The following is a 23850-nucleotide window of genomic DNA, read 5'->3' on the forward strand; positions in this document are numbered from 1 at the left end:
AACTATCAATGCATCCGCTCGGTAGCCATCTTGATACCAGCGTGGAATAATCTCTTCTGCTGTTCCCGCTTCGTAATGGGTATTGTCAAACCCCATTTTTTGAGCATTTCGCTTGGCATCTTCAATGGCTTCTGGAATAATATCCATTCCTCTGAGACTCTTGACCTTCTTTGCGAAGGCAAATCCAATCGTACCAACACCACAATAAGCATCGATTAGATGGTCTTCTTTGCTGACATCCAGAGCCTTAATTGCTTCACTATAGAGAATTTCTGTCTGCTCAGGATTAAGCTGATAAAAAGCACGGGGCGAGAGAGAAAACTCATAGTCCAGTACTCCTTCTTGAATACTCTCTTGACCCCAGATAATTTCCGTCTTTTCACCATAGATTTCACTTGTTTTTGCTGTATTTGTATTGACCGCAACCGTGACAACTTCTGGAAAATCATTGACTAAGTCTTTGACCAGTTGATTTAAATTAAGCTGGCGATTCGTGACAACAATAATCTGAACTTGCCCCGTTTTTCTTGCTCTTCGTACCATGATGGTGCGAACGCCTAGTATTTTTCTCTCATCTGTAATTGGAATTTGGTGGTAAGTAAGAAGTTCAGCTAGGCGATTCGCTATTACTTGGGTTTCCTTATCTTGCACCAAACAGTCTTTCAACTCTACGAGGTAATGAGAGTTTTGCGCATACAAACCTGCCTTGACCTGATTTTTAAATTTTCGAGTCTGGAATTGAAGCTTAGCACGGTAGTACTTTGGTTCCTGCATTCCGATAGTTGGACGGATTTCATAGTTTTCATATCCTGCAGGAGCAAATTTTTTCAGGGCTTGGTGGAGTAAATCCGTTTTAAACTCTAACTGTTTATCGTAGTGGAGGTGCATGATTTGGCAACCACCACATTCATTATAAATCGTACAAGCCGGCACGACCCGAAATTTAGACTTCTTATTAACCTTTAGTAATTTTGCTTCAACAAAGTTGCGTTTAATAGAAGTAATTTGACAATAGATGTCTTCTCCTTTGAGGGCTCCAGGTACAAAAACGAGGGTTTTCTGGTAGAAACCGATTCCCTCACCATTGATACCCATCCGCTTGATTTTTAAAGGTATTTTTTGTTTGACTTTCAGATTCATACCCCTATCTTATCACATTTTAGGGTATAATAGAACTATGAAAATCACAAAACTTGAAAAGAAAAAACGCCTCTACTTAATGGAGCTAGATAATCAAGAAACCTCTTATATCACAGAGGATACCATTGTCCGTTTTATGCTATCTCGAGATAAGGTCATTAGTAAAGAGGAACTTACCGAGATTCAGGACTTTGCTCAGTTTTCTTATGGTAAGAATCTCGCCCTCTACCATCTATCATTTAAAGTTCGAACCGAAAAGGAAGTGAGAGAGTATCTGAAAAAGTATGATATTGATGAAACAATCATTAGTCAAGTTATCGCTAACCTTAAAGAGGATAACTGGATTAATGATCGTCAGTATGCCTACTCTATCATCAATGCCAATCAACTTTCTGGAGATAAGGGACCTTATGTGCTAGCTCAAAAACTATCTCAAAAAGGGATTGTCAAATCAACTATTGAAGAGGTTTTAAAGGATTTTGATTTTTCAGAGGTTGCTCAACGTGTGGCGGAGAAACTGCTAAAAAAATACACGGGAAAGCTTCCCGCTCGTGCCTTGCAGGATAAGATCATTCAAAGCTTGACGAACAAAGGCTTCTCCTATTCTGATGCTAAGAGTGCCTTTGACGACTTGGACGGTCAAGTCGACCAAGAAACGACTCAAGAACTCATTTTTAAAGAGCTAGACAAACAATATGCTAAGTATGCTCGAAAGTATGCAGGATACGAACTTAAACAGCGTTTAACCCAAGTTTTAGCTCGAAAAGGCTATAATTTTTCGGATATAGCCAGCGCTCTCAGAGAATATCTTTAATATTTTCGTGTAAAATTTAAAAAAATTAGACCGATTTATGATATAATAGTAAACGATAAACTTATAAATTGTAGAAAGTTGGTTAGTTATGAAACTTCCAAAAGAAGGCGACTTTATTACAATTCAAAGTTATAAGCATGATGGGAGTCTTCACCGTACTTGGCGAGACACCATGGTACTAAAAACAACAGAGAACGCTATTATCGGCGTCAACGACCACACACTTGTTACCGAAAGTGACGGTCGTCGTTGGGTGACTCGAGAACCGGCTATTGTTTACTTTCACAAAAAATATTGGTTTAATATCATTGCCATGATTCGTGATAATGGGATTTCCTACTATTGCAATATGGCCAGCCCCTACTATCTAGATGAGGAAGCCCTGAAATACATTGATTATGATTTGGATGTCAAGGTTTTCACTGATGGTGAAAAGCGTCTCTTGGACGTTGAAGAATATGAGCGCCATAAACGCAAAATGAAGTATTCTGATGATTTAGACTATATTTTGAAAGAGCATGTTAAAATCCTTGTTGATTGGATTAACAATGGACGCGGTCCTTTCTCAGAGGCCTATGTCAACATTTGGTACAAACGCTACATAGAACTAAAGAATCGGTAAAGTTGTCAAACCGGGGTGAGAGCCCTGGTTTTTTATTTGAAAAACCCAGCTTTACAGCTGGGTTAATTGCTATATATCTAATTTAGTGACAGTAAACTTGATATGGGAATAATCTTTTTCAACATCCTTATCTAACAGGAAAGCCGTGGCATCCTTCTTAACCTGAACAAGATCAATGTTCTGGGCTTGAGCTGCATAGACGCATCCACAATAGCATTGACGATAGATATCATACTCCTCACACATCTCCACTGAACGTTTGTAGCCTTGATTTTTCTTGAAATCACTTGGAAGATAGTGGGTGGTATAAATCTTTTGCACATCGATTCCGATGCTGTTGATGGTTTGAGAATTCTTATGGGGACTGATGGTCAAGGCTGAACCAAAGTAGTCAAAGCCCAAGTCCATAGCTACCTGTGCTGTTTTGTCCAGACGGTAGTCAAAACAAACCTTGCAACGGTCTCCACCTTCTGGTTCTTCTTCCAGTCCTCTAACTAACTTCCGGTATTCATTGGGTTCATATGGAGCTTCTAAATACTGGACCGTATTTCCTGTTCGCTCATTGAAATCACTGACAAATTTCTTGGTGACGTAAGCCCGCTTGTGGTATTCTGCCTTAGGATGGATATTGGAATTGGCAAAATAGATAGTCACATCAGCGTATTTTGTCAGGTATTCTAGGGTGTAGGTACTACAAGGAGCACAGCAAACATGCATGAGAATAGTTGGACGTTGCTCATTTTTCTCCCAAACCTGTACCATTTTCTGCATAACACGGTCATAATTAATCTTCTGATTGGGATTCATCTTGCTCAGAATTTCTTCTACATCGATCATGTTCTTCTCCTTTTTCTAGTTTTATTTTATCATATAAGTTAGGAGAGCTCAAATCAATTTTAGAAGAGAAAACCTTAAAAGGAGGGATTATGTTCCCTCCTTTTGTGTTTTTTATAAGTTGCTTTTACATCATCCCGCCCATCATGCTTGGATCCATTGCTGGAGCTGGGGCTACTGGTTCTGGTTTATTGGCTACGACTGCTTCTGTTGTTAAAATCAAGCTAGCTACAGAGGCTGCATTTTGAAGGGCAGAACGGCTCACTTTAACTGGGTCAATGATTCCCTCTTCAATCATGTTGACCCACTCGCCAGTCGCTGCGTTGAAACCTGTACCAACTTCCGCATTTTTCAAACGATCGATGACAATAGATCCTTCAAATCCTGCATTGTGGGCGATTTGACGAACAGGTTCTTCCAAGGCGCGGAGAACAATGTTGCGTCCTGTCGCTTCATCTCCTGTCAATTCCAAATCAGCTACGGCTGGAATGACATTGGCAAGAGCAGTTCCACCACCTGCAACGATGCCTTCTTCAACTGCTGCACGAGTAGCGTTGAGGGCATCTTCGATGCGGAGTTTCATTTCTTTCAACTCAGTTTCAGTTGCAGCTCCGACCTTGATGACTGCGACACCACCTGACAATTTAGCCAATCGTTCTTGGAGTTTTTCACGGTCGAATTCAGAAGTTGTGGTTTCGATTTGAGACTTGATAACCGCAACACGGTGGGAAATAGCTTCAGGATTTCCAGCACCTTCTACGATAACAGTGCTATCTTTGTCCACAGTTACTCTCGCTGCTTGACCAAGCGCCTCAATAGTAGCGTCTTTCAACTCAAGACCAAGATCCTCTGTGATGACTGTTCCACCTGTCAAGATAGCGATATCTTCAAGCATCGCTTTGCGACGGTCACCGAAGCCAGGTGCCTTAACTGCTACTACGTTGAAGGTTCCACGAATCTTGTTCAATACAAGAGTTGGAAGAGCTTCGCCATCTACATCATCCGCAATAATCAAGAGTGGACGATTGCTTTGAAGAATACTTTCTAGAAGCGGCAAGATTTCTTGGATATTGGAAATCTTCTTGTCAGTAATCAAAATGTATGGATTTTCAAGATCAGCCACCATTTTTTCGCTATCCGTCACCATGTACTGTGATAGATAACCGCGGTCAAACTGCATTCCTTCAACGACTTCAAGCTCTGTTTCCATACCACGTGATTCTTCAATAGTGATGACACCATCTTTGCCAACTTTTTCCATAGCTTCAGAGATGTATTCGCCGACTTTTTCAGAACGAGAAGATACGGCAGCAACTTGAGCGATGGCTTCTTTATTAGCAACTGGAATGGCATTGTTTTTCAAAGCTTCTACTGCTGCGGCAACCGCTGCTTCAATCCCACGACGAATGCCGATTGGGTTGGCACCTGCAGTGACGTTTTTGATTCCTTCGCGGACGATCGCTTGGGTCAAAACAGTTGCAGTAGTTGTCCCGTCACCTGCGATATCATTTGTTTTTGAAGCTACTTCTGATACCAATTTGGCACCCATATTTTCAAAATGGTCTTCCAACTCGATTTCTTTGGCAATGGTCACACCGTCATTGGTAATCAAAGGTGAGCCAAATGATTTTTCCAACACAACATTACGACCTTTTGGTCCTAAGGTTACTTTAACAGTGTCTGCAAGGATATCGACACCACGAACCATAGCTGAACGAGCATCAGATGAAAATTTAATTTCTTTTGACATACTTACTTTCTCCTTCTATTCTTCAATGATAGCCAAAATGTTAGCTTCGCCAACGATGATGTACTTTTCATCTCCATCTTTGACATCAAGACCTGCATGAGCTTCAACTAAGACACGGTCTCCAGGCTTCACGCTTGGAGCAACCAAGTCACCGTTCAAGGTACGAACACCTTGTCCAGTAGCTACAACTTGGGCTGTTTTTGTTTTTTCTTGGGCTGAGCCTGCAAGGACAAAGCCTCCAACAGTTTGTTCTTTTTCTTCGATTTTCAAGACCACACGGTCTCCTAATGGTTTCAACATCTGTTTTCCTCCATGATGAACTACATATTATTAGCACTCTTTGTATCTGAGTGCTAATTCATAGTTCTATTGTATCACTTGGTCAGAAATAGTCAAGAAAAAAGTCTGACTTTCTCAATATAAAAAAGCCTGAGACCAACTCAGACTTTTCAATGTTTAAAATGGCAATTCTTCCTCTTCCAAGACCAAATCTGCCAAATCCTGTCCTGCGTTATTTTCACGCATGGCACGTTGGGCACGGCTTTCTAAAAGTTGGAATCCTGTGGCAAGAACTTCAGTCACGTAGTTCATCTGGCCATTTTTCTCAAAGCGACGGGTACGAAGTTCTCCATCCACAGAGATAAGACTACCTTTAGTTGCGTAGCTTGCCAAGGTTTCAGCCAATTTCCCCCAAAGAACAAGATTGACAAAGTCAGCTTCACGTTCCCCGTTTTGGTCTTTGTAACGACGGTTCACAGCGATAGTTGCACGCGCTACTGACTTGTCATTGTTGGTTTTGTGCAATTCTGGTGTAGACGTTAAACGTCCAATAAGAATAACTTTATTATACATATTTTCTTCCTCCTACTTATCTATTCGCAAGGAATCAAAAAAAGTTACAGAAATTTGTAACTTTTCGAGAAAATTTTTTATTTTTTATGAACCATGAAACCTGTTGCCTGTTGATTGGCCATAATGGTCATATCTGTAATCTGCACACGACGAGGCTGACTGGTCACATAGATCACTGTATCTGCAATATCCTGAGCTTGCAAGGCCTCAATTCCCTGATAGACGGTGGCAGCACGCTCTTTATCACCATGAAAACGAACTGTAGAGAAATCTGTTTCGACAATCCCTGGTTGAATGGTGGTCACCTTGATGTCCGTTGTGATCGTATCAATTCGCAGTCCATCTGAAAAAGTCTTGACTGCAGCCTTGGTGGCTGAGTAAACCGCTGCCCCAGCATAGGCATAGATTCCTGCGGTCGATCCCATATTGATAATATGACCTTGATTGGCTGCTACCATAGAAGGCAAGAAACAGCGAGTGACTGCCATCAACCCCTTGACATTGGTATCTAACATGGTCAGCATATCCAACTCTTCATAGTCTTGATAGGGAGCCAAGCCAAGAGCTAGTCCAGCGTTATTGACCAAGATATCAATCTGCCCTATCGTTTCTAGAATATCGGAACAAACAGTCTTGACCATGGTCATATCCGTCACATCCAGAGGAAAAGTCCAAACTGTTTGATTTGGAAACGTTTCTGCAAACTCTGACTTGAGGGTCTCTAGTCTGTCTGTCCGTCGCCCTGTTAGAACGACATTCGCCCCCTGCTCCAGATAAGCACGCGCAATCGCTTCACCGATTCCTGAGGTCGCTCCTGTAATCACTACATTTTTCGCCATCTTATCCCCCTCTATCTGATCTATCAAATACCGACAATTTCCTAGGCAGTCCAGTGTTTGACTGGGTCAAATGGAGTTCCGACAACTTGGTCTTCTGATAATTCAATAACCCCACGTTTTTGCGGAGCATTTGGCAAATGCAATTCACGAGGGCTGCACATCATGCCAAAACTCTTTTCACCACGAAGTTCGCCTGGGAAAATGAGATTGCCTTTGGGCATCATCGCTCCAGGAAGAGCTACAATGGTTTTCAACCCAACACGCGCATTGGGTGCTCCTGCCACGATTTGCACTGTCTTGTCACTTGCGACGGCCACTTGACAGATGTTGAGGTGGTCACTATCAGGATGGGCTACCATCTCGACAATTTCACCGACTACGAACTTAGGTTCCTTGTCATTGACAATTTCTTCTGTAAAACCTTCCACCTGCAACTCTTGGTTTAAACGAGCGACTTGCTCATCTGTTAAAAAGACTTGACCGCGCTCTGCAATTGCAAACAAACTTGAAACTTCGAAAATATTCCAAGCTACTGTTTCTCCATTTTCTTTGAGGAAGACACGGGCAACCTTGCCTTTGCGCTCCACGTCTAGTTTGGCATCTCCGCTGTTTTTCACGATGATCATAAGGACATCGCCGACATGCTCTTTGTTATATGTAAAAATCATTATTTCCATTTTCTCCTATTTCAGTCCTGCTAAAAAGTCATTAATTTGTTCCTTACTTTTACGGTCACGGTTGACAAAACGGCCGATTTCCTTGTCCTTTTCTAGCACAACAAGGCTAGGAATGCCGTACACATCCCAGAGTTTGGCCAGATCCATGTACTGGTCTCGGTCCACTCGAATAAAGGTGAACTCTGGATTAGTCTCCTCAATCTCTGGCAAGGATGGATAGATATAACGACAATCGCCACACCAGTCCGCCACAAAAAGGAAAACCTTCTTGCCATCTTGCTCGACAAAACCTGCTAGTTCTTCTATACTATCGGGAGTAATCATAAGACTTCCTCCTCATAGACTAGGTCTTCATTTTCATAGACAAAGGTATAGTGACGGCCATCCTCGAAAACGACTCCTCCGACGAGTCGCTCTAGGCTACTTTCGTAGACTTGAACATAGAGAGTCGCAATCTCACCCATATCTGAGAAAAGTTCGCGCACGATAGCGGTCAACTCTTCTTGCGTCTTCATCAGTTTGTGGTTATCTGCTGCTTTTTTAGCCCCTAAAGCAAGGGCACTTAGACCAGCCACAGTCAAGCCAGTCATCCATAATTTCTTAGCTTTCATACCATTCATTGTAACACAAAAAGGGCTTTAGGACAAATAGGGAAGCCACAGAAAAGCAAGTAAAAAGCCCCTTTCTTAAAAGAAAAGGACTTCTTATACTCAAAGAGCAAACTAGGAAACTAGCCGCAGGTTGCTCAAAACAGTGTTTTGAGGTTGTGGATAGAACTGACGAAGTCAGTAACTATACCTACGGTAAGCCGATGCTGACGTGGTTTGAAGAGATTTTCGAAGGGTATTATTCTTATTGCCAAGCGCCTGAGTTGCCAACATAATAGCCATCAGGTGTGTAGGTATTGCGAAGCATCTTACCTGAGGAATCCAGATAGTACCACTTGTCCTGATCCTTAACCCAATCACTCTCAACCATATCGCCAGAAGAAGTGACATAATACCACTCTCCCTTGTCAAAAATCCAAGTGCTTGCTTTCATAGAGCCTGAAGTTGATAAATAGTACCACTTGCCTTGGTCGTAAAGCCAATCATTAGCAATCATAGCTCCTGATGATTTAAAGGCATACCAGTTGCCACCTTGATAGAGCCAAGTTTGATTAAACATAATCCCTTTATCATTCATAAAGTACCAAGTTCCATTGTCTTTAACCCAAGCATTTTGAACTAGTTGGCCTTGTTTTTGATAGTACCAATTTTGGTCTGATTTTAGCCAGCTTTCTGCTTTTACAATCGGATAAAGTTCTCGGAAGGCTCCTCCCCCCTTGTAGGAATGACTGATAGATTCTAGTTTTGTAAGTTTTAACTCACCATTGTCATGGTCTTTCCAAGCATAAACTTTTTGACCATTGATAGTCTCTGGTAAGGTAGCAGTGTAGGTCTTGGTTTGATAGTCCCATTTTGTATCAAGGTAGGTGTAATGGTCTTTTGATTCTTCAATACGGTAGTAGCCACTTTTCTCACCATTATATACATCATCTACCACTTTAGTGGACCAGGTCTTTACTTCATTTCCACTCTTGGCCTCGACCTTGATATCTCCTCTATAGCCATAAGGTACGTAGAAATTCAGGTAACGCCCCTCTGTACCGACCATAGACTTGTCCTTTTCTTGGCCTAGGAAATTGACTGTCTGATCTTGACCATTGAGACTGACCATCCACTCGATTTTCTCAGTTTTTGGCAAATCCAAGACTTTGATATCTACTTCATGGCCATTATTAAATCGAAGAATTTTGCCATCTTGATACTTAACCCCACCCTTAATAACCCATTCTTCTTCCAATTCGAATGCTTTTCCTGAATGAGGGAAAGCCAGTAAAGCTAAACCTGCTAGAGACAAACAAAATAGTGTGATTTTTTTCATTGTATATCCTCCTTAGGAATTATTATATTAATCATATCACTATCTATTTTTTTTGCAAATCTTATCCTAAATATGCTAGAAGAAACCTCTGAGATTGCTCTCAGAGATTAGAGGATAACTAGTTACTATTCTCAACTGCTGCAGTAACAAAGGCAGTGTAGAGTTCTTCTGGACGGTTTGGACGACTGGAAAGTTCAGGGTGATACTGACAAGCCACAAAGAATTTATTTTCAGGAATTTCCACAATTTCGACCAAACGATTATCAGGTGAAACTCCTGAAAAGACAAAACCTGCTGCCTCAAACTGTTCACGAAAGGCGTTGTTAAACTCATAACGGTGACGGTGACGACGTTGCACCACTTCTTGATTATGATAAGCAGCTGCTGCCTTAGAACCACGTTTCAACTTAGATGGGTAAAGTCCCAAACGAAGGGTTCCACCCATATCTTCAACATCAACCTGATCACGCATGATATCAATGATAGGATATTTTGTTTCTGGTGCAAGTTCAGCAGAATTGGCACCTTCAAGACCCAAAACGTGACGAGCAAACTCGATACAAGTCAACTGCATTCCTAAGCAGACACCCAACATTGGAACATCATTTTCACGCGCATAACGGATGGCTTGGATTTTCCCTTCCGTACCACGTTGGCCAAAACCTCCTGGTACGATGATTCCGTCCGCATCCGACAAGAGCTCTGCCACATTTTCTGCTGTCACATCATTGGCATTGACCCAATTAATCTTCACTTCTGCGTCGTTGGCATAACCAGAGTGTTTCAAGGCTTCGACCACAGAGATGTAGGCATCTTGCAACTCCACATACTTACCAACGAGAGAAATCTTGACTTGTTTTTTCAGGTTCATGACTTTGTCCACCATAGCTGACCATTCTGCCATATCCGCTGCTGGTGCATCTAATTTCAAATGATCACAGACAATTTGGTCCATGCCTTGCGCCTGCAAGTTCAATGGAATTTGGTAAAGGTGTTCGACATCCAAAGACTCGATAACAGCTTCTGGAGCCACGTCACAAAACTGAGCTAGTTTGTTTTTAATTCCTTGACCAGCTGGTTTTTCTGTACGAATGACCAACATATTTGGCTGGATTCCCAATCCACGCAATTCTTTTACAGAGTGTTGAGTTGGCTTGGTCTTCATTTCACCAGCAGCCTTGAGATAAGGAAGCAAGGTTGTATGAATGTACATGACATTATCCGCACCCACATCTGCCTTCATCTGACGAAGGGCCTCTAGGAATGGCAAGGACTCGATATCCCCAACAGTTCCACCAACCTCTGTGATAATGACATCAGAGTCAGTCGTTACAGCAGCACGCTTGATTTTTTCTTTCAAAGCATCTGTGATATGAGGAATGACTTGAACAGTTGCACCAAGGTACTCGCCACGGCGTTCTTTACGAAGAACTTCACTGTAGATTTTACCAGTTGTTACGTTGGAATATTTATTGAGATTGATATCGATGAAACGTTCATAGTGACCCAAGTCCAAATCTGTCTCAGCTCCATCATCTGTCACAAAAACTTCTCCGTGCTGGTAAGGACTCATGGTTCCCGGATCAATATTGATATAAGGGTCAAACTTTTGAATGGTTACTTTAAGACCACGATTTTTCAAGAGACGGCCTAGACTTGCTGCGACAATCCCTTTCCCAATAGACGATACCACCCCACCAGTTACAAAAATATATTTCGTAGACATAGATTCCTCTTTCTAAAATGCTCAAGGTCTTGTTAACTACGAGGGGACATAGAAAACAAGACCCTTATGAATAACGACTTTTCAAGAAAACTTCCTGAAAAACAAAAATAGCTCCCTAGTAACTAGGGAGCCCCGACCTCTAAAAGAGGTGCCCGAACAATATGATACCTTAAAGCAGAACATTTGTCAACCCGAATTGGTAAAACCTGAAAATAAGAAGATTGCTTTCAGAAAACCAACTAAAGATCCACATCCAAACGGATGTATCACTCAACTACTTTGCCCAAGCAACAAAAAAGGAGATCCAGCGATCTCCTTTTAAAGGCATTTTACTCTTCTTCACTTGTTTCAGCGTCATCGTCTGAAAACTCGTCGTCTTCTTCGTTGAGATCCACGTCTTCACCCAAGTCATCAGGGGCGATTTCGTTGATTTCCGCATCATAAGCTTCCACTTCATTTTTCTCATCATCAGGATTTTCATCATCGTATGAAAGAGCTGGATCTGCTTCATATGCATCTTCGTCTTCTGGATCATCTGCATTGTAGTCAATAGCATCTGAATCACCATCCATGAAGGCATTGACACGCTGCTTCTTAGCTTTTGGTGCTACTTCATCGTCGTCACTTTCTTCAAGAGCGATGATTTCTTCGTCGATTTCATCCACACCATACCATGAACGAAGACCCCATTTGTTGTCTCCAAGTGAGATGAAGCTACCATCAAAGTTCAACTCTGTGTAGAACAAAGGCAAAGCTTCGCGGATATCGCTGTTTGATGTTCCAAGGTAGTTTTGAATTTCATTTACAAGATCGCTAAAATGCATCTCATGATCGCGACCACGAAGTTCCAAGATAGCACGCGCTACCTCAATCATAGATAGTTCACTTTTTTCTTGCCCAGCAAATACTTCTAATTCCAAAGCGTTTCTCCTCATTTTTACTACTATCGCCAGAGCGAACAGACTCTGACCTCATTTTATCATGTACTCTTTATTGTACGATAATTTTGCGGAATAGTCAAAGGTTAAAATAGATTTATCTATGATTTATTAAGTAAAAATCAATTGATTTTAACACATGGTAAATTTAAAAATATTTGTTAAAATATTACTTGGAGGTAGCTTATGTCAAAAAAAATAATAAATGTTGTTGCAGCAGCTATAGAACGAGATGGAAAAATATTCTGTGCACAAAGACCTGACGGTAAAAGTTTGGGAGGTTTTTGGGAATTTCCAGGTGGGAAATTAGAATTAGGAGAATCACCTGAACAAGCTCTAATCCGTGAAATTAAAGAAGAATTAAACTCTGAAATTGAGATAGTTTCCTATATCAATGAAGCCTCATATGATTATGATTTTGGAACCGTAGTCATGAAGACCTACCATGCAAAGCTAATATCAGGGAATCTTGAATTACTTGAACACCAAAATTCGACTTGGTTAGCTCCAAATGAACTAACTACTCTAAACTGGGCCCCTGTAGATCGACCAGCAGTAGAATTATTAACAAACAAATAAGAACATGGACTATAACCATGTTCTTATTTGTTTGTGATATAACGATAGAGAGTGTTAGAAACAGGAGTATCAAGTTTAAATTGCATGCTTACAATACTTTCATCGCCTTTTTCTAATGGACGTACCATCTCTTCGACTGACGAAGGAATTAGATTTAAGTTTCCTAGATAATAAAAATCTCCTCCTTCTGCATCGTCCTTAATTATAAATAATTTTAAATCTAAACCATTAGTTGGTGAATTTAGAATAGTCTGAACATCCGGAGATTCTAGTGTCCGCTTGTTCTTAGAGAACCATTTTAAGGTTGTTTCGTTCAATAGTTCATCCTCATACTTAATGGTATCATTGATTTCATCATTCTTATGATATGTGATAAAAATTGGACAAGTATTCGTTACTTTATCAATTTTGTATCCGCCAATATTTAAGGGAGGTTCATCTTTTGCCCAATTAAGCAATTTTGCAACATCACGTCGAGAATATTTCTGACCGATCGTAAATATATCTGGATACTCCAAAGACTTTAATAGTCCTGCTTGAATAATATCTTCTACAGCATTCCTAAACTCACCTCGTTTTATTAGCTGGGCAAATTCCTCTTGCAAGATATACATAGAATCAGTACAGATTAATAGTGGGTCGGTTCCAAATTTTTTGATCTCTTGAGCTTTTAAAAAAGTTAATTTCAGAACAGATTCTACCGAAGAAATAGTATCCACATCATTCGGTAAGTTTTCATCTCTCAAAAGAGAATCAAAATATTCTTTTGATATGCTGCCGTCTCTCAATAAATGACTTAAGAGAATTAATTCATGTTTTCGTTTACCATTCAGTAGCTCAAAAGTCAAAAAATTTAACCACGTAATTTCATTTTTAGATAATACGATATTATTTTTAGAAAATTTATTTAAAACATCAATGTAATTTTTAAACTGATTGTTTTCAAAGAAAACTAAGGGATCAATACTGTTATAGTTTAAGTAATCAACCAGCAAAGGAGAACGACCCAACTTATTTTCCAAGTCTGTAAATGCTTCCTGTAATAATTTCATATTTGACAAGGATGTATTAGTAATAGACTTAAAGATTTGTTCTTTAGCAACTTCTTCAAAATTAATAGTCGTCAGACCATTTAAGATATTGGGCTCTCTAAGCTCTCTTCGGTAATTATCTTTATTCATTGATTTATCGCCAAATAAAGCAATTGGAATCAAATAGTTATTTTTATAATTGCCAATAAAGTCAATTATCGTAACATATTCTTTACTCTCATGTTTACGAAGCCCACGCCCTAATTGTTGAACAAAAACGATACTAGACTGAGTATTTCTTAACATAACTACCTGGTTGACAGAAGGAATATCAATCCCTTCATTAAAAATATCCACTGTTAAAATGTAGTCTAGTTCTCCTTTTTCAAGTTGAGTAACAACTTCATTTCGTATTTCAATATTGTCATCGCCTGTTAAAGCCCTACAAGCTTTCCCATTCTGTCTCAATTTTGATGCTAATTCATACGCTTCCTGCTTAGAGGAACAGAATATCAATCCTTTTACTTTTTCACCACTTACTCCATAAAAATCAATCTTTTGCAGAATATGTTTAACTCGTTCGTTAGATGTTAAGTTTGATATATTTGTCTTCTCATCGATTAGATGTCCATCTATCTCAATATCCTTTACCCCAAAATAAATAAATGGGCAAAGCATATCATTATCAAGTGCATCCTGTAGACGAATTTCATAGGCAATATTATAATCAAATAGTTCATAAATATTTTGCCCATCAGTTCGTTCGGGTGTTGCAGTCATCCCTAAAAAGAATTCAGGCTGAAAATGTGCCATCACTTTTTTGTATGAATCAGCTCCGGCTTTATGAACTTCATCGATTAAAATATAGTCAAAATAGTCTTCTGAAAATAAATTCAAATGATAATCACGTGACAAAGTTTGAATCGTAGCAAAAATATATTTCTTATTCGTTAAGTTAGCTCCAGAATGATAAATCAACCCTTCGGATTCTGGGAACTGCAAAATCTTTTGAAAATCCTTTAAAGACTTTTGGAGAATTTGCTCTCTATGAACGATAAAGAGCATTCTTTTGGGCTCAAATTGTTGAACATCAAAAGCTGATAAATATGTTTTCCCTGTCCCTGTAGCACTAATGACTAAGGCTTTCTTTTTACCTGAATCACGAATAGCTTGTAGACCACTCAAGGCTTCTTTTTGCATCTTGTTAGGCTCAACACTTGATACTTGATATTCTTCTACTACATCCTCTTGAATCTGTTCAACTCGAATTGTTTTCTGACGCTTTTTAGCGTAAGAAACAATCTTTTCTGGTGTTAAAATATCAGACTTGTCCCAAATTTTTTCAAACTCTTTTTTAGTAGTTTGAATTAACTCCCCGTTGTGTGTTGAAGTCAATTTGATATTCCATTCGTAATTGATTTTCAATGCATTATGAGTTAAATTTGAACTTCCAGAAATAAGAACCTGTTTACCCTCATGCTCAAAAAGATAAAACTTAGCATGCATCTGCATACTCTCTGGAGTGAGTCGAACTTCAACATTTTTTAACTTGAGTAATTCTTTCATAGCAACTGGATCATTGAAATCAAGATAAGGAGATATAAGAATTTTACCTTTTATTCCTTTATCCATTAAATCTGATAATTGGGATTTTATCAGAGCGATTCCTGATTGAGTAATAAATGCCACAGAAATATAAAAGGCTTGGCATTTTGATAATTCTTCTTGAATATCCTTCAATACATAACGCTTTGATTCTGGATCATTGATTAAAATCTGAGGAGAGTATCCTCCTTCTTGAAATTTAATATTATCAACAAATCCAAACTTTAAAGATTTGATTAAGGTATCTTGAAATAAAGTAACGCCTTCTGGCATAGACCTTCTCTTTTCTACTGTTTTAATATTTTTATTATACCAAAAAACACGGTTCATCACCGTGTTTCTATATTTATTTCACCAACTTCTTCATCTCATCAATACGTGCGACTGTCGCGTCGTATTTCGCTTGGTAATCGGCTTGTTTGTCGCGTTCTTTTTGGACGACTTCTGGTTTGGCATTGGCTACGAAGCGTTCGTTAGAGAGTTTCTTACCAACCATGTCAAGTTCTTTTTGCCATTTAGCCAGTTCCTTGTCGAGACGAGCCAGTTCTTCTTCGACATTGAGGAGGTCTGCGAGTGGCAAGTAGATTTCTGCTCCTGTGATGACGCTTGACATTGCGAGTTCAGGTGCAGGGATGTTTGATGCGATTTCCAAGTGTTCTGGATTTGTGAAGCGTTTGATGTAGTTGACATTGCTGTTAAAGAAGGCTTCCAAGTCGCTATCGCTAGTCTTGACAAGGATGGTGATAGGCTTGCTTGGTGCAACGTTTACTTCGGCACGCGCATTACGTACGGCACGGATCAAGTCTTTGAGACTTTCTACACCAGTGTGGGCAGCAAGGTCTTCAAAGGCTGGGTTAACAGTTGGGTATTCCGCTGTGACGATAGATCCTTCTGAGATTTGTCCAAAGATTTCCTCTGTCACGAATGGCATGATTGGGTGAAGGAGACGAAGGATCTTGTCCAAAGTGTAAAGGAGAACAGAACGTGTGATGACTTTCTCTTCTTCGTTGTCGCTATAAAGGACTTCCTTAGTCAACTCAACGTACCAGTCCGCAAACTCATCCCAGATGAAGTTGTAGAGGATGTGTCCAGCAACACCAAACTCAAACTTATCAAAGTTAGCAGTAGCTTTTCCGATCGTTTCATTGAGGTTGTGGAGAATCCAGCGGTCAGTGACGTTTCCAGCTTCCTTGTTTGCAACTTTTTCGACATTAGCAGTTGCTTGCTCAAGGGTCAATCCTTCATTGTTCATGAGGATGTAGCGAGAGATGTTCCAGATCTTGTTAATGAAGTTCCATGACGCATCCATTTTCTCGTAAGAGAAGCGCACGTCTTGCCCTGGTGCAGAACCGTTTGAAAGGAACCAACGAAGGGCATCGGCACCGTATTTCTCGATGACATCCATCGGGTCAATCCCGTTACCGAGAGATTTAGACATCTTGCGTCCTTGCTCATCGCGGATAAGACCGTGGATAAGAACGTTTTGGAATGGCTGACGGCCAGTGAATTCCAAAGATTGGAAAATCATACGAGATACCCAGAAGAAGATGATGTCATAACCTGTTACCAAGGTTGAAGTTGGAAAGTAACGTTTGAAGTCTTCTGAGTCAACATCAGGCCAGCCCATGGTTGAGAATGGCCAGAGGGCAGAGCTGAACCAAGTATCCAAGACGTCTTCGTCCTGAGTCCAACCGTCGCCTTCCGGAGCTTCTTCACCGACATACATTTCACCCTCAGCATTGTACCAAGCAGGGATTTGGTGGCCCCACCATAGCTGACGAGAGATAACCCAGTCATGGACATTTTCCATCCATTGGAGGAAGGTATCATTGAAACGAGGTGGGTAGAATTCTACCTTATCATCAGTATCTTGGTTAGCAATGGCATTTTTAGCCAATTGGTCCATCTTAACGAACCATTGCGTAGACAAGCGTGGCTCAACTACAACACCTGTACGCTCTGAGTGACCAACACTGTGGACACGTTTTTCGATTTTAACTAGGGCACCGATTTCTTCCAACTTAGCAACGACGGCCTTACGAGCTTCAAAACGATCCATGCCTGCAAATTCGAAAGCCAAGTCATTCATAGTTCCGTCATCGTTCATAACATTGACTTGTGGCAAGTTGTGGCGTTGACCAACCAAGAAGTCGTTTGGATCGTGGGCAGGTGTGATTTTAACAACACCAGTACCAAACTCAGGATCTGCATGCTCATCCCCAACGATTGGGATTAGTTTATTAGCGATTGGAAGGATGACGTTTTTACCAATCAAGTCCTTGTAGCGTGGGTCTTCTGGATTGACCGCAACGGCAACGTCCCCAAACATGGTCTCAGGACGAGTTGTCGCAACTTCAAGGGCGCGTGAGCCGTCTTCCAGCATGTAGTTCATGTGGTAGAAGGCACCTTCGACATCCTTGTGAATCACCTCGATATCAGAAAGGGCTGTGCGAGCTGCTGGGTCCCAGTTGATGATGAACTCACCACGGTAGATCCAGCCTTTTTTGTAAAGGTCCACAAAGACTTTACGAACGGCTTTCGACAAACCTTCATCAAGGGTGAAACGCTCACGAGAGTAATCTACAGAAAGACCCATCTTTCCCCATTGTTCCTTGATGGTAGTGGCATATTCGTCTTTCCATTCCCAGACTTTCGTCAAGAAAGACTCACGACCGAGGTCATAGCGCGTAATGCCCTCACCACGCAAGCGCTCCTCAACCTTAGCTTGAGTGGCAATACCCGCGTGGTCCATACCCGGAAGCCAAAGCGTGTCAAAACCTTGCATGCGTTTTTGACGGATGATGATATCTTGCAAAGTTGTATCCCAAGCGTGACCAAGGTGGAGTTTACCAGTTACGTTTGGTGGTGGAATGACGATAGAATAAGGCTTAGCCTTTTGATCACCTGAAGGCTTGAAAACATCTTCGTCAAGCCATTTTTGGTAACGACCAGCCTCAACCTCGGCTGGATTGTATTTAGGTGAAAGTTCTTTAGACATGTGTTTGTCCTTTCTCTATTGTTTTCATTTTATCTTGAATCTGCTTTGCAACTTCTTCTGCAGACAGATTCGTATTATTTATTTTAAGGTAGTGGTACAACTCGTTCGGTTGATGTTGGGAATTTAATTGAAGTGTTTCAGCTGTCTCTAAAATTTCTCTTTCAGATACCTCAATATGTCTTTTTAATGGTTTATGCTTTAATCGATTCTCCGTTCGATTTCGATGTAAGCGCTCCTCAAGTGTCGTTTCCAACTCAACAAACAGAATCTCTTGATGATAGTCATCCAACAAATCCTGAATTTGCTTCAAATAAATCAGCTGGTAATCATTTGAAAAATCAATCACGTCTGTTAAAATTATCGACCTATGATTCCTAGCACTTGCTCCAAGGAAAGAAAAGGTAATTTCACGAACAAATTCCCACATTTCCTCTGTATAGTCCTGATAGATTTCTAGTGCAAAATCGATGGCTTGATGGTTATAAAAGAGGGTAGCATTTGTCTTTCGAGATAACTCTTGGCCAATCGTCATTTTCCCAGAAGCCGGAGCCCCAATGATGAAAATGTGCATCAAACCACCTCCCACTCACTCCTCAGCAAGCCATATATGAGACTGTCACAGCGGTTTCCTTGAACATCCTTTCTGTCTCGAATGCGAGCTTCGAGGGTGAAGCCAAGTTTCTCTGCAACTCGTTGACTTTGGACATTGTAGCCAAAACAAGTCAGCTCAATCTTGTGAAGCTCCAATTCTTTAAAAGCTAAATCAATCAAAGTCCGCGCTGCTTCTGGTACATAACCTTGGCCCCAATAGTCTGGATGTAAGATATAGCCAATCTCCAGTACATCGTCTTCGTGCCGATGGTTGAAATCAACAGAACCGATGACTTTATCAGTCCCTTTGAGAACAATTCCATACCCCGCTGGGAGATTATTCTTTTCATTGCGCTCGGGCAGAATATGCTCTAGATAATAAATCTCATCTTCCAAGGTCTTGACGGGGTGAAATGCTGCCGGATATGCGACCTCTGGGAGACTAGCGTATGCATGGATATCCTCAGCATCCGCCACTGTACGGACTCGCAAGACCAGACGCTCGGTCTCGATTCGTTCTGGTAACTTAGCTCTTGTCATCTTCCTCCCTCGCTTTCTACAAAAAATCGCCCCTGCCATCTACATGACAGGGACGAATGTGTTTATCCGCGGTACCACCCAATTTCGGGCAGATGCCCGCAACTCTCGTCTTTATAATAAAAAGACAATATTATTTCATTTTTCATCCATCAGCAACCAGTTTTGACACATTTGTGGACTTCTCAGCACCGCCACTTTCTGTAAAATGTGAGACTCAAAACACCTCTAATGGCTCTATTGTAGCAAGTTTTTGACGGAAATGCAAGGGACAAGAAAAATTACTTGAAGCTGATTCCGTGCTCTTTTAATTTCTTGATGGTAGCTGGGCCGATTCCTTTCAAGGCAAGGAGTTCTTTTTCTGTCCAGTTTTTGAAGTCAGAAGCTGACTTGATGCCTTCATCATAGAAAGTCTTAGCGCGATCTACTGAGAGGCCACCCAAAGTAGCTGCGAAATCTTCTAATGAATTCGCCACTTTTTGAGCTTGTTCCTTGGTCGCTTCTACTGCTTGTTCCACTTTTTTAGAGACAACTTTTCCTGCTTGGCTGGCAGATTTTTCTGCATGTTTCACGACTTTCTTAGTCTCTTCGACAACCTTGGTCACCGTACTTGAAAATGCACCTGAGCGACGAAGGCTATTTCGCAATTGTTTTTTACGTTGGAGTTTCTTTGACATGATAAAATCCTTTCAATAAAAAATCCCTGCTCTGACAAGGATTTAATAAAGATATTCTATCAAGATTTTGGGAAAAAATCAAGAAAGTATCTGTATTTTAATAGTTTCGCTCACCAAACAATCCTTCTGGCAAATCATGGAATCCCTTGCCTGCCTTGAAATTTTCGAACTTACCAAGCAAGAACTGGTAGGCATCCAAGCGACTTTCGTAGCGAATCATGGCATCTTTGGCACGTTCGTCTTGGTCTTCTTCGTAGACCTTTTGACTTTCCTTGTGCGCCATGTCGTTGATCATGATCTGGGTATTGACCCAAGCTTCAAATTCCTTCATAAATTCCTGTTCGTAACTCATTGATTCTCCTTATTCTAATCCACGGAAGAAGTCCGTATCAATCTCTCGGTAGGGCTGGATATCCTGAACATACTCCAACACGCCTTGGAATTCCCCGTTTTCATCGTGTACCGCAGCATAGGTAATGTGGACAAACTTGCCTCGCGAATCTGACTTGAACCACATTTCATACTTGTCCTTGACCCCTTCACGAAGACCTTGCATAACGGCCTTCACCTTTTCTAGATATTTGGGCGGATGGCAGAGTTCTACATTGCGCCCGACTTGGGACGGCGTCCGTTTGAAAATCATCTCATCAGCTGGCGTATTGTCATTGTAATACTGAAAAATATCGTCTTTATTGACAAAAGTGATCTCCATAGGGAGGTGATTGAGGATGAGATTGGCCTGCTCGACGGAGAGATAACCATTGCCAAAAGCCTGTTGACTATGACGGTCCAGCACTGCTTCCTTTTCCTTAGGGGTAAAGGTAATGGTGAACTGGCCTTCTGGTGTATCGATAACTTGCTGAACTTGACCTTCAGCCGTGTCCAGCTGCACGGGCTCCTCTGCACTCTTTTCCTCAACGAAACTCTGTCGTTCTGGCACCCATTTTTCAGACGGACGGATGATGGCATAGCCGTAGGCATCGCTCTCCTCCGCAATCTGAATCCAGTCATCCTGGGTGAACGACTCAAGAAGAATCATGAGAAGGATGGACTCTTCCTTGAAAATCATACTTTCAAACTCTGTCGCAAAAGCTTCAAAGGCCTCCTTTACAGTGGAAATCGCCACTTCTGGTAGTGCCTTAGCCGTCGCTAGAGCTGTCTGAAAGAGTTCTCTAATCTGGTCATCCACCCCCCACATGACTTTAGGAGGTGAATCGTGACCATAGCGCTCCATGATGGGAAAAAAGAGCTCTTCCTTGCGCTGGTAGTGGATATCAAATTGCCCCAAAAGCCCCATTTGACGAACCAAGCCTTTACGCATCTCTGCCAGCATTTCCTCGTCTTCCATAGACTCATAGGTATCTAACAGTCTCCGAATGCGAATCAAAGCTGCACGGAGAGCCAGATTTTCATCCTTGAAGACGCGAACTGGGTGGCCAGGGTGTTCAGTATCCTCTACTTCGACGCCCTTAACAGCATTTTTAAAAAGATTAGCATGGACATCGCAGAGTTCCATGACATCTTCAAAGGTGACACCTGAGTCTGAGTTCATCAGCTCGTGCTCCATGAGGGAAATCTCAATGGCTGAAACACCCGTAAAAGTCGCATCAAAACGCTCCTGAACTGACTCGGGAGAGGCGCCGTTGTGCAATTCTAACAAAATATCCCGTAGGATATGAATCCGTTCATCTGCCATTAGTCTAATCCAATCACTTCGTAACCATTCGCTTCCAGTGTGCGGACAATCTTGTCCATAGGAGTTCCTTCAAGTTTAGAACCCTGCTTAAGCGATACTTTGCGACCGACTGTGTTGCGCATCAAGGGATTAGCAAGTGGTTTAAAACCAAGCTCCACTAGGATTTCCAAGACTTCCGGGTGCTTGTCTACCACTTCTGCAACGGGTATTGACATATCGATGATATTGTCCATGACGACCTCCATTGTATGTTCTAATACTCAATGAAAATCAAAGAGCAAACTAGGAAGCTAGCCGCAGGCTGTACTTAAGTACGGCAAGGTGAAGCTGACGTGGTTTGAAGAGATTTTCGAAGAGTATAAAATGATTTTACTGTTTATATTATACCATATGGGAAGAGATTAAAAAACTAGCAGTGGAGTTCCTGCTAGTTTCTTTCATTTCAAGTTATTCCTTATCATCTGGTTTTGCGAGCCACTGGGCTACATCCATCAACTTATCAGCAAGCAGTACTTTCCTGAAACCTACTAGAGCATTGTCATCTTTTTTCATGTTCTTCAGGACTTTGACGCTTTGCATCACAAAAAAGTAATTCCCGTAAGTCTTGGCTAGAATTTTAATGAATCCCATATTACTCTCCTTCGATGATTTCGACCTCTTTTCGAATAGTATCAACGTCTCTTTGATATTGCACTTCATTGTAGTTGACTAGCTTGGACAATTCCTTTTGCAATCTTTCTCCCATCGGTTTCATGGTCGCAAAGGTTAAGCCCCCAGAAATGACTCCACCTAGGATAGGGATCACTTTCCCCATCCCTTTGGCTAGGCCTCCTTTTGTCAGATTGACTCCAAAAATCTTCAAAACTTTTTCTAAAATTGGATACCAAAGAGTTTTTGTCAAGGCTTTCTTGTTCACTACTTTTATGACTTGCTTGGCTACTGTCACACCGCCTGATCGAAGCAGGGCACCTGCGCCATTTACTCCCAGCATCACACCGAGATACAGTAGAAGTGTGTTTTTAGCTTCCTCGCTTAACTCATTGCGCGATGCCCAAAGATCATCAAATCCGTAAATATACCCTAGTTCCTGAGCTAGTTTTAATGAGAATGCATAAAACTGGGCTACGTCTGTCGGGATAGTGATCGCCATGATAATACCTCCAGGTAGACCAGCCAAAACCGAAGTTCCACTGGCTAACAGGACATTATCCTTAATACAGGCCTTGGCCACTCTATCCAAGCTTTCCTGGGGTAATAAAGCCGTCGGTCCTTGTTCAATCAAAGTTGGAATATCCTTACGGTCTAATTCCTTTGAAAACTTTTCTACTAAAAATTTCTCTCGATCAACTTTGACTACGGGTAGTTTCACCACTTGTTGTAGTACTTGCATAGCTATATCTTGTTTAGCCATATATCTCTCCGTTTTTCATTTATATCAAGCTTTATCATATCATACTATTTGAAATTTACAAATTTTTTAAACCGATTTTTATCAGATAGATATATCGTCAAATAGTAATGATCATGCTCTGGCAACAAAAAAGAGGGTTACCCCTCCTTCTTAGTTCTTATCCAGATTGCGTAACATCTCGTCAATCTTGTTTCCATATTCGATGGACTCATCTTTGACGAAGGTTAAATCTGGGATTTTGTACAATTTCAAATTGCGACCAAGTTCACGTTTGATGGTACCAGTTGCTTTCTCAAGCCCGATTTGAGCTTTTTGGTTATCCGAAGCAAGGTTACTCAAAATGGTGTAGTAAACCTTGGCTACAGACAAGTCACCTAGCATCTGAACATCTGTGATGGTCACACCTTGGACACGCGGATCACGGACTTTCTTTTGCAAAATCTCATTGACTTCACGCTTGATTTCCATGCCCACACGATCCGTACGGAAATGATTTGCCATGATATTCCTTTCTCTACTTTGAACCAAAAGCTAGGCCAGCAGACCTAGCTATTTTTATTAGATAGAGGAACTAGAGCCATTTGAATCTAGGAAACAAGCCTTAGAT

At 41.1% G+C, this 23850-nt stretch carries 26 protein-coding genes; 3 read left to right on the forward strand and 23 right to left on the reverse strand.

Going from position 1 to position 23850, the window contains the following annotated elements:
• A partial coding sequence (gene rlmD / locus A0739_RS06925) for a 23S rRNA (uracil(1939)-C(5))-methyltransferase RlmD (protein ID WP_061587502.1) occupies positions 1 to 1140 on the reverse strand: 1140 nt, incomplete at its 3' end.
• Between the two features lie 37 nt (positions 1141 to 1177).
• Between rlmD and recX the strand changes: the two genes are divergently transcribed.
• Together recX and ntdP are read left to right on the forward strand one after the other, a co-directional pair.
• Positions 1178 to 1954, forward strand: a complete 777-nt coding sequence (gene recX, locus A0739_RS06930; protein ID WP_061587503.1) for a recombination regulator RecX — start codon at positions 1178 to 1180, stop codon at positions 1952 to 1954.
• Positions 1955 to 2042: 88 nt separating this feature from the next.
• Complete coding sequence (gene ntdP, locus A0739_RS06935; protein ID WP_000775318.1) at positions 2043 to 2576, forward strand: nucleoside tri-diphosphate phosphatase; 534 nt, start codon at positions 2043 to 2045, stop codon at positions 2574 to 2576.
• A 69-nt stretch (positions 2577 to 2645) separates the two neighbouring features.
• On the opposite strand, the gene A0739_RS06940 is transcribed toward ntdP, so the two are convergent.
• The 11 genes from A0739_RS06940 to rpoE form a co-directional block, all read right to left on the reverse strand.
• Positions 2646 to 3413, reverse strand: a complete 768-nt coding sequence (locus A0739_RS06940) for an epoxyqueuosine reductase QueH (RefSeq protein WP_000567567.1) — start codon at positions 3411 to 3413, stop codon at positions 2646 to 2648.
• A gap of 124 nt (positions 3414 to 3537) precedes the next feature.
• Positions 3538 to 5160, reverse strand: coding sequence for a chaperonin GroEL (gene groL / locus A0739_RS06945; RefSeq protein WP_000031557.1), 1623 nt, complete (start codon positions 5158 to 5160; stop codon positions 3538 to 3540).
• Between the two features lie 15 nt (positions 5161 to 5175).
• Positions 5176 to 5460 carry a co-chaperone GroES gene (gene groES / locus A0739_RS06950; protein ID WP_000917328.1) on the reverse strand — a complete coding sequence of 95 codons (285 nt, stop codon included), beginning with the start codon at positions 5458 to 5460 and terminating at the stop codon, positions 5176 to 5178.
• Between the two features lie 156 nt (positions 5461 to 5616).
• Positions 5617 to 6012 carry a single-stranded DNA-binding protein gene (locus tag A0739_RS06955; RefSeq protein WP_000282436.1) on the reverse strand — a complete coding sequence of 132 codons (396 nt, stop codon included), beginning with the start codon at positions 6010 to 6012 and terminating at the stop codon, positions 5617 to 5619.
• Between the two features lie 77 nt (positions 6013 to 6089).
• Positions 6090 to 6851, reverse strand: coding sequence for an SDR family NAD(P)-dependent oxidoreductase (locus tag A0739_RS06960; RefSeq protein WP_001107742.1), 762 nt, complete (start codon positions 6849 to 6851; stop codon positions 6090 to 6092).
• 41 nt (positions 6852 to 6892) lie between these two features.
• A complete protein-coding gene (gene ytpR / locus A0739_RS06965; protein WP_061587504.1) occupies positions 6893 to 7519 on the reverse strand; it encodes a YtpR family tRNA-binding protein in 627 nt (208 codons plus the stop codon).
• Positions 7520 to 7534: 15 nt separating this feature from the next.
• Positions 7535 to 7852 carry a thioredoxin family protein gene (locus tag A0739_RS06970; protein ID WP_061587505.1) on the reverse strand — a complete coding sequence of 106 codons (318 nt, stop codon included), beginning with the start codon at positions 7850 to 7852 and terminating at the stop codon, positions 7535 to 7537.
• Positions 7849 to 8148: a DUF4651 domain-containing protein gene (locus A0739_RS06975; protein ID WP_033583672.1), complete on the reverse strand. Its 300-nt coding sequence runs from the start codon at positions 8146 to 8148 to the stop codon at positions 7849 to 7851. The genes A0739_RS06970 and A0739_RS06975 overlap by 4 nt, the downstream gene beginning before the upstream one ends.
• A 232-nt stretch (positions 8149 to 8380) precedes the next feature.
• Positions 8381 to 9454, reverse strand: coding sequence for an N-acetylmuramoyl-L-alanine amidase family protein (locus A0739_RS06985; protein WP_061587507.1), 1074 nt, complete (start codon positions 9452 to 9454; stop codon positions 8381 to 8383).
• 118 nt (positions 9455 to 9572) lie between these two features.
• Entirely contained in the window at positions 9573 to 11180 is a 1608-nt protein-coding gene (locus A0739_RS06990; protein WP_061587508.1) for a CTP synthase, read from the reverse strand.
• 329 nt (positions 11181 to 11509) lie between these two features.
• Positions 11510 to 12100, reverse strand: a complete 591-nt coding sequence (gene rpoE / locus A0739_RS06995) for a DNA-directed RNA polymerase subunit delta (protein WP_000418420.1) — start codon at positions 12098 to 12100, stop codon at positions 11510 to 11512.
• Between the two features lie 204 nt (positions 12101 to 12304).
• Between rpoE and A0739_RS07000 the strand changes: the two genes are divergently transcribed.
• Positions 12305 to 12697 (forward strand): (deoxy)nucleoside triphosphate pyrophosphohydrolase, encoded by a 393-nt coding sequence (locus tag A0739_RS07000; protein WP_061587509.1) that lies wholly within the window; start codon positions 12305 to 12307, stop codon positions 12695 to 12697.
• Between the two features lie 23 nt (positions 12698 to 12720).
• Here the strand turns inward: A0739_RS07000 and A0739_RS07005 are convergent, their stop codons facing one another.
• The 11 genes from A0739_RS07005 to rbfA all read right to left on the reverse strand — a co-directional run bounded on the left by A0739_RS07005 (position 12721) and on the right by rbfA (position 23744).
• Entirely contained in the window at positions 12721 to 15606 is a 2886-nt protein-coding gene (locus A0739_RS07005) for a DUF3427 domain-containing protein (RefSeq protein WP_061587510.1), read from the reverse strand.
• Between the two features lie 73 nt (positions 15607 to 15679).
• Positions 15680 to 18331, reverse strand: a complete 2652-nt coding sequence (locus tag A0739_RS07010) for a valine--tRNA ligase (RefSeq protein WP_061587511.1) — start codon at positions 18329 to 18331, stop codon at positions 15680 to 15682.
• Complete coding sequence (locus A0739_RS07015) at positions 18324 to 18902, reverse strand: AAA family ATPase (RefSeq protein ID WP_061587512.1); 579 nt, start codon at positions 18900 to 18902, stop codon at positions 18324 to 18326. Before A0739_RS07015 ends, A0739_RS07010 begins: the two co-directional genes overlap by 8 nt.
• Complete coding sequence (locus A0739_RS07020; protein WP_061587513.1) at positions 18902 to 19462, reverse strand: GNAT family N-acetyltransferase; 561 nt, start codon at positions 19460 to 19462, stop codon at positions 18902 to 18904. Before A0739_RS07020 ends, A0739_RS07015 begins: the two co-directional genes overlap by 1 nt.
• 278 nt (positions 19463 to 19740) lie before the next feature.
• Positions 19741 to 20136 carry a helix-hairpin-helix domain-containing protein gene (locus tag A0739_RS07025; protein WP_061587514.1) on the reverse strand — a complete coding sequence of 132 codons (396 nt, stop codon included), beginning with the start codon at positions 20134 to 20136 and terminating at the stop codon, positions 19741 to 19743.
• Positions 20137 to 20233: 97 nt separating this feature from the next.
• On the reverse strand, positions 20234 to 20488 hold the full coding sequence (locus A0739_RS07030) for a DUF1912 family protein (protein WP_000119707.1): 255 nt from the start codon (positions 20486 to 20488) through the stop codon (positions 20234 to 20236).
• A gap of 9 nt (positions 20489 to 20497) precedes the next feature.
• Positions 20498 to 21832, reverse strand: a complete 1335-nt coding sequence (locus tag A0739_RS07035) for a DUF438 domain-containing protein (RefSeq protein ID WP_061587515.1) — start codon at positions 21830 to 21832, stop codon at positions 20498 to 20500.
• The gene (locus A0739_RS07040) at positions 21832 to 22065 is read right to left on the reverse strand and encodes a DUF1858 domain-containing protein (RefSeq protein WP_061587516.1); all 234 of its coding nucleotides are present in this window, start codon (positions 22063 to 22065) and stop codon (positions 21832 to 21834) included. Before A0739_RS07040 ends, A0739_RS07035 begins: the two co-directional genes overlap by 1 nt.
• Before the next feature lie 214 nt (positions 22066 to 22279).
• Entirely contained in the window at positions 22280 to 22462 is a 183-nt protein-coding gene (locus A0739_RS07050; protein ID WP_061587517.1) for a hypothetical protein, read from the reverse strand.
• Position 22463: 1 nt separating this feature from the next.
• A complete protein-coding gene (locus tag A0739_RS07055; RefSeq protein ID WP_061587518.1) occupies positions 22464 to 23243 on the reverse strand; it encodes a hypothetical protein in 780 nt (259 codons plus the stop codon).
• Positions 23244 to 23393: 150 nt separating this feature from the next.
• A complete protein-coding gene (rbfA, locus tag A0739_RS07060; RefSeq protein WP_001273601.1) occupies positions 23394 to 23744 on the reverse strand; it encodes a 30S ribosome-binding factor RbfA in 351 nt (116 codons plus the stop codon).
• Between the last annotated feature and the right edge of the window lie 106 nt (positions 23745 to 23850).

Origin of the sequence: Streptococcus oralis, assembly GCF_001588645.1 — a bacterium.
Classification (GTDB): Bacteria; Bacillota; Bacilli; order Lactobacillales; family Streptococcaceae; genus Streptococcus; species Streptococcus oralis_AB.

What these genes read in the sequence shown, in the direction of transcription:
- A0739_RS07030 (WP_000119707.1), bottom strand. Translation starts at nt 20,488, where the DNA reads ATGAGTTACGAACAGGAATTTATGAAGGAATTTGAAGCTTGGGTCAAT.
- rbfA (WP_001273601.1), bottom strand. Translation starts at nt 23,744, where the DNA reads ATGGCAAATCATTTCCGTACGGATCGTGTGGGCATGGAAATCAAGCGT.
- A0739_RS07050 (WP_061587517.1), bottom strand. Translation starts at nt 22,462, where the DNA reads ATGGGATTCATTAAAATTCTAGCCAAGACTTACGGGAATTACTTTTTT.
- A0739_RS07010 (WP_061587511.1), bottom strand. Translation starts at nt 18,331, where the DNA reads ATGTCTAAAGAACTTTCACCTAAATACAATCCAGCCGAGGTTGAGGCT.
- A0739_RS06990 (WP_061587508.1), bottom strand. Translation starts at nt 11,180, where the DNA reads ATGTCTACGAAATATATTTTTGTAACTGGTGGGGTGGTATCGTCTATT.
- A0739_RS06960 (WP_001107742.1), bottom strand. Translation starts at nt 6,851, where the DNA reads ATGGCGAAAAATGTAGTGATTACAGGAGCGACCTCAGGAATCGGTGAA.
- A0739_RS07035 (WP_061587515.1), bottom strand. Translation starts at nt 21,832, where the DNA reads ATGGCAGATGAACGGATTCATATCCTACGGGATATTTTGTTAGAATTG.
- A0739_RS07020 (WP_061587513.1), bottom strand. Translation starts at nt 19,462, where the DNA reads ATGACAAGAGCTAAGTTACCAGAACGAATCGAGACCGAGCGTCTGGTC.
- groL (WP_000031557.1), bottom strand. Translation starts at nt 5,160, where the DNA reads ATGTCAAAAGAAATTAAATTTTCATCTGATGCTCGTTCAGCTATGGTT.
- A0739_RS06985 (WP_061587507.1), bottom strand. Translation starts at nt 9,454, where the DNA reads ATGAAAAAAATCACACTATTTTGTTTGTCTCTAGCAGGTTTAGCTTTA.
- A0739_RS07000 (WP_061587509.1), top strand. Translation starts at nt 12,305, where the DNA reads ATGTCAAAAAAAATAATAAATGTTGTTGCAGCAGCTATAGAACGAGAT.
- A0739_RS06975 (WP_033583672.1), bottom strand. Translation starts at nt 8,148, where the DNA reads ATGAATGGTATGAAAGCTAAGAAATTATGGATGACTGGCTTGACTGTG.
- recX (WP_061587503.1), top strand. Translation starts at nt 1,178, where the DNA reads ATGAAAATCACAAAACTTGAAAAGAAAAAACGCCTCTACTTAATGGAG.
- A0739_RS06955 (WP_000282436.1), bottom strand. Translation starts at nt 6,012, where the DNA reads ATGTATAATAAAGTTATTCTTATTGGACGTTTAACGTCTACACCAGAA.
- A0739_RS07025 (WP_061587514.1), bottom strand. Translation starts at nt 20,136, where the DNA reads ATGTCAAAGAAACTCCAACGTAAAAAACAATTGCGAAATAGCCTTCGT.
- A0739_RS06970 (WP_061587505.1), bottom strand. Translation starts at nt 7,852, where the DNA reads ATGATTACTCCCGATAGTATAGAAGAACTAGCAGGTTTTGTCGAGCAA.
- A0739_RS07040 (WP_061587516.1), bottom strand. Translation starts at nt 22,065, where the DNA reads ATGGACAATATCATCGATATGTCAATACCCGTTGCAGAAGTGGTAGAC.
- ytpR (WP_061587504.1), bottom strand. Translation starts at nt 7,519, where the DNA reads ATGATTTTTACATATAACAAAGAGCATGTCGGCGATGTCCTTATGATC.
- A0739_RS07055 (WP_061587518.1), bottom strand. Translation starts at nt 23,243, where the DNA reads ATGGCTAAACAAGATATAGCTATGCAAGTACTACAACAAGTGGTGAAA.
- groES (WP_000917328.1), bottom strand. Translation starts at nt 5,460, where the DNA reads ATGTTGAAACCATTAGGAGACCGTGTGGTCTTGAAAATCGAAGAAAAA.
- A0739_RS07005 (WP_061587510.1), bottom strand. Translation starts at nt 15,606, where the DNA reads ATGCCAGAAGGCGTTACTTTATTTCAAGATACCTTAATCAAATCTTTA.
- A0739_RS07015 (WP_061587512.1), bottom strand. Translation starts at nt 18,902, where the DNA reads ATGCACATTTTCATCATTGGGGCTCCGGCTTCTGGGAAAATGACGATT.
- ntdP (WP_000775318.1), top strand. Translation starts at nt 2,043, where the DNA reads ATGAAACTTCCAAAAGAAGGCGACTTTATTACAATTCAAAGTTATAAG.
- A0739_RS06940 (WP_000567567.1), bottom strand. Translation starts at nt 3,413, where the DNA reads ATGATCGATGTAGAAGAAATTCTGAGCAAGATGAATCCCAATCAGAAG.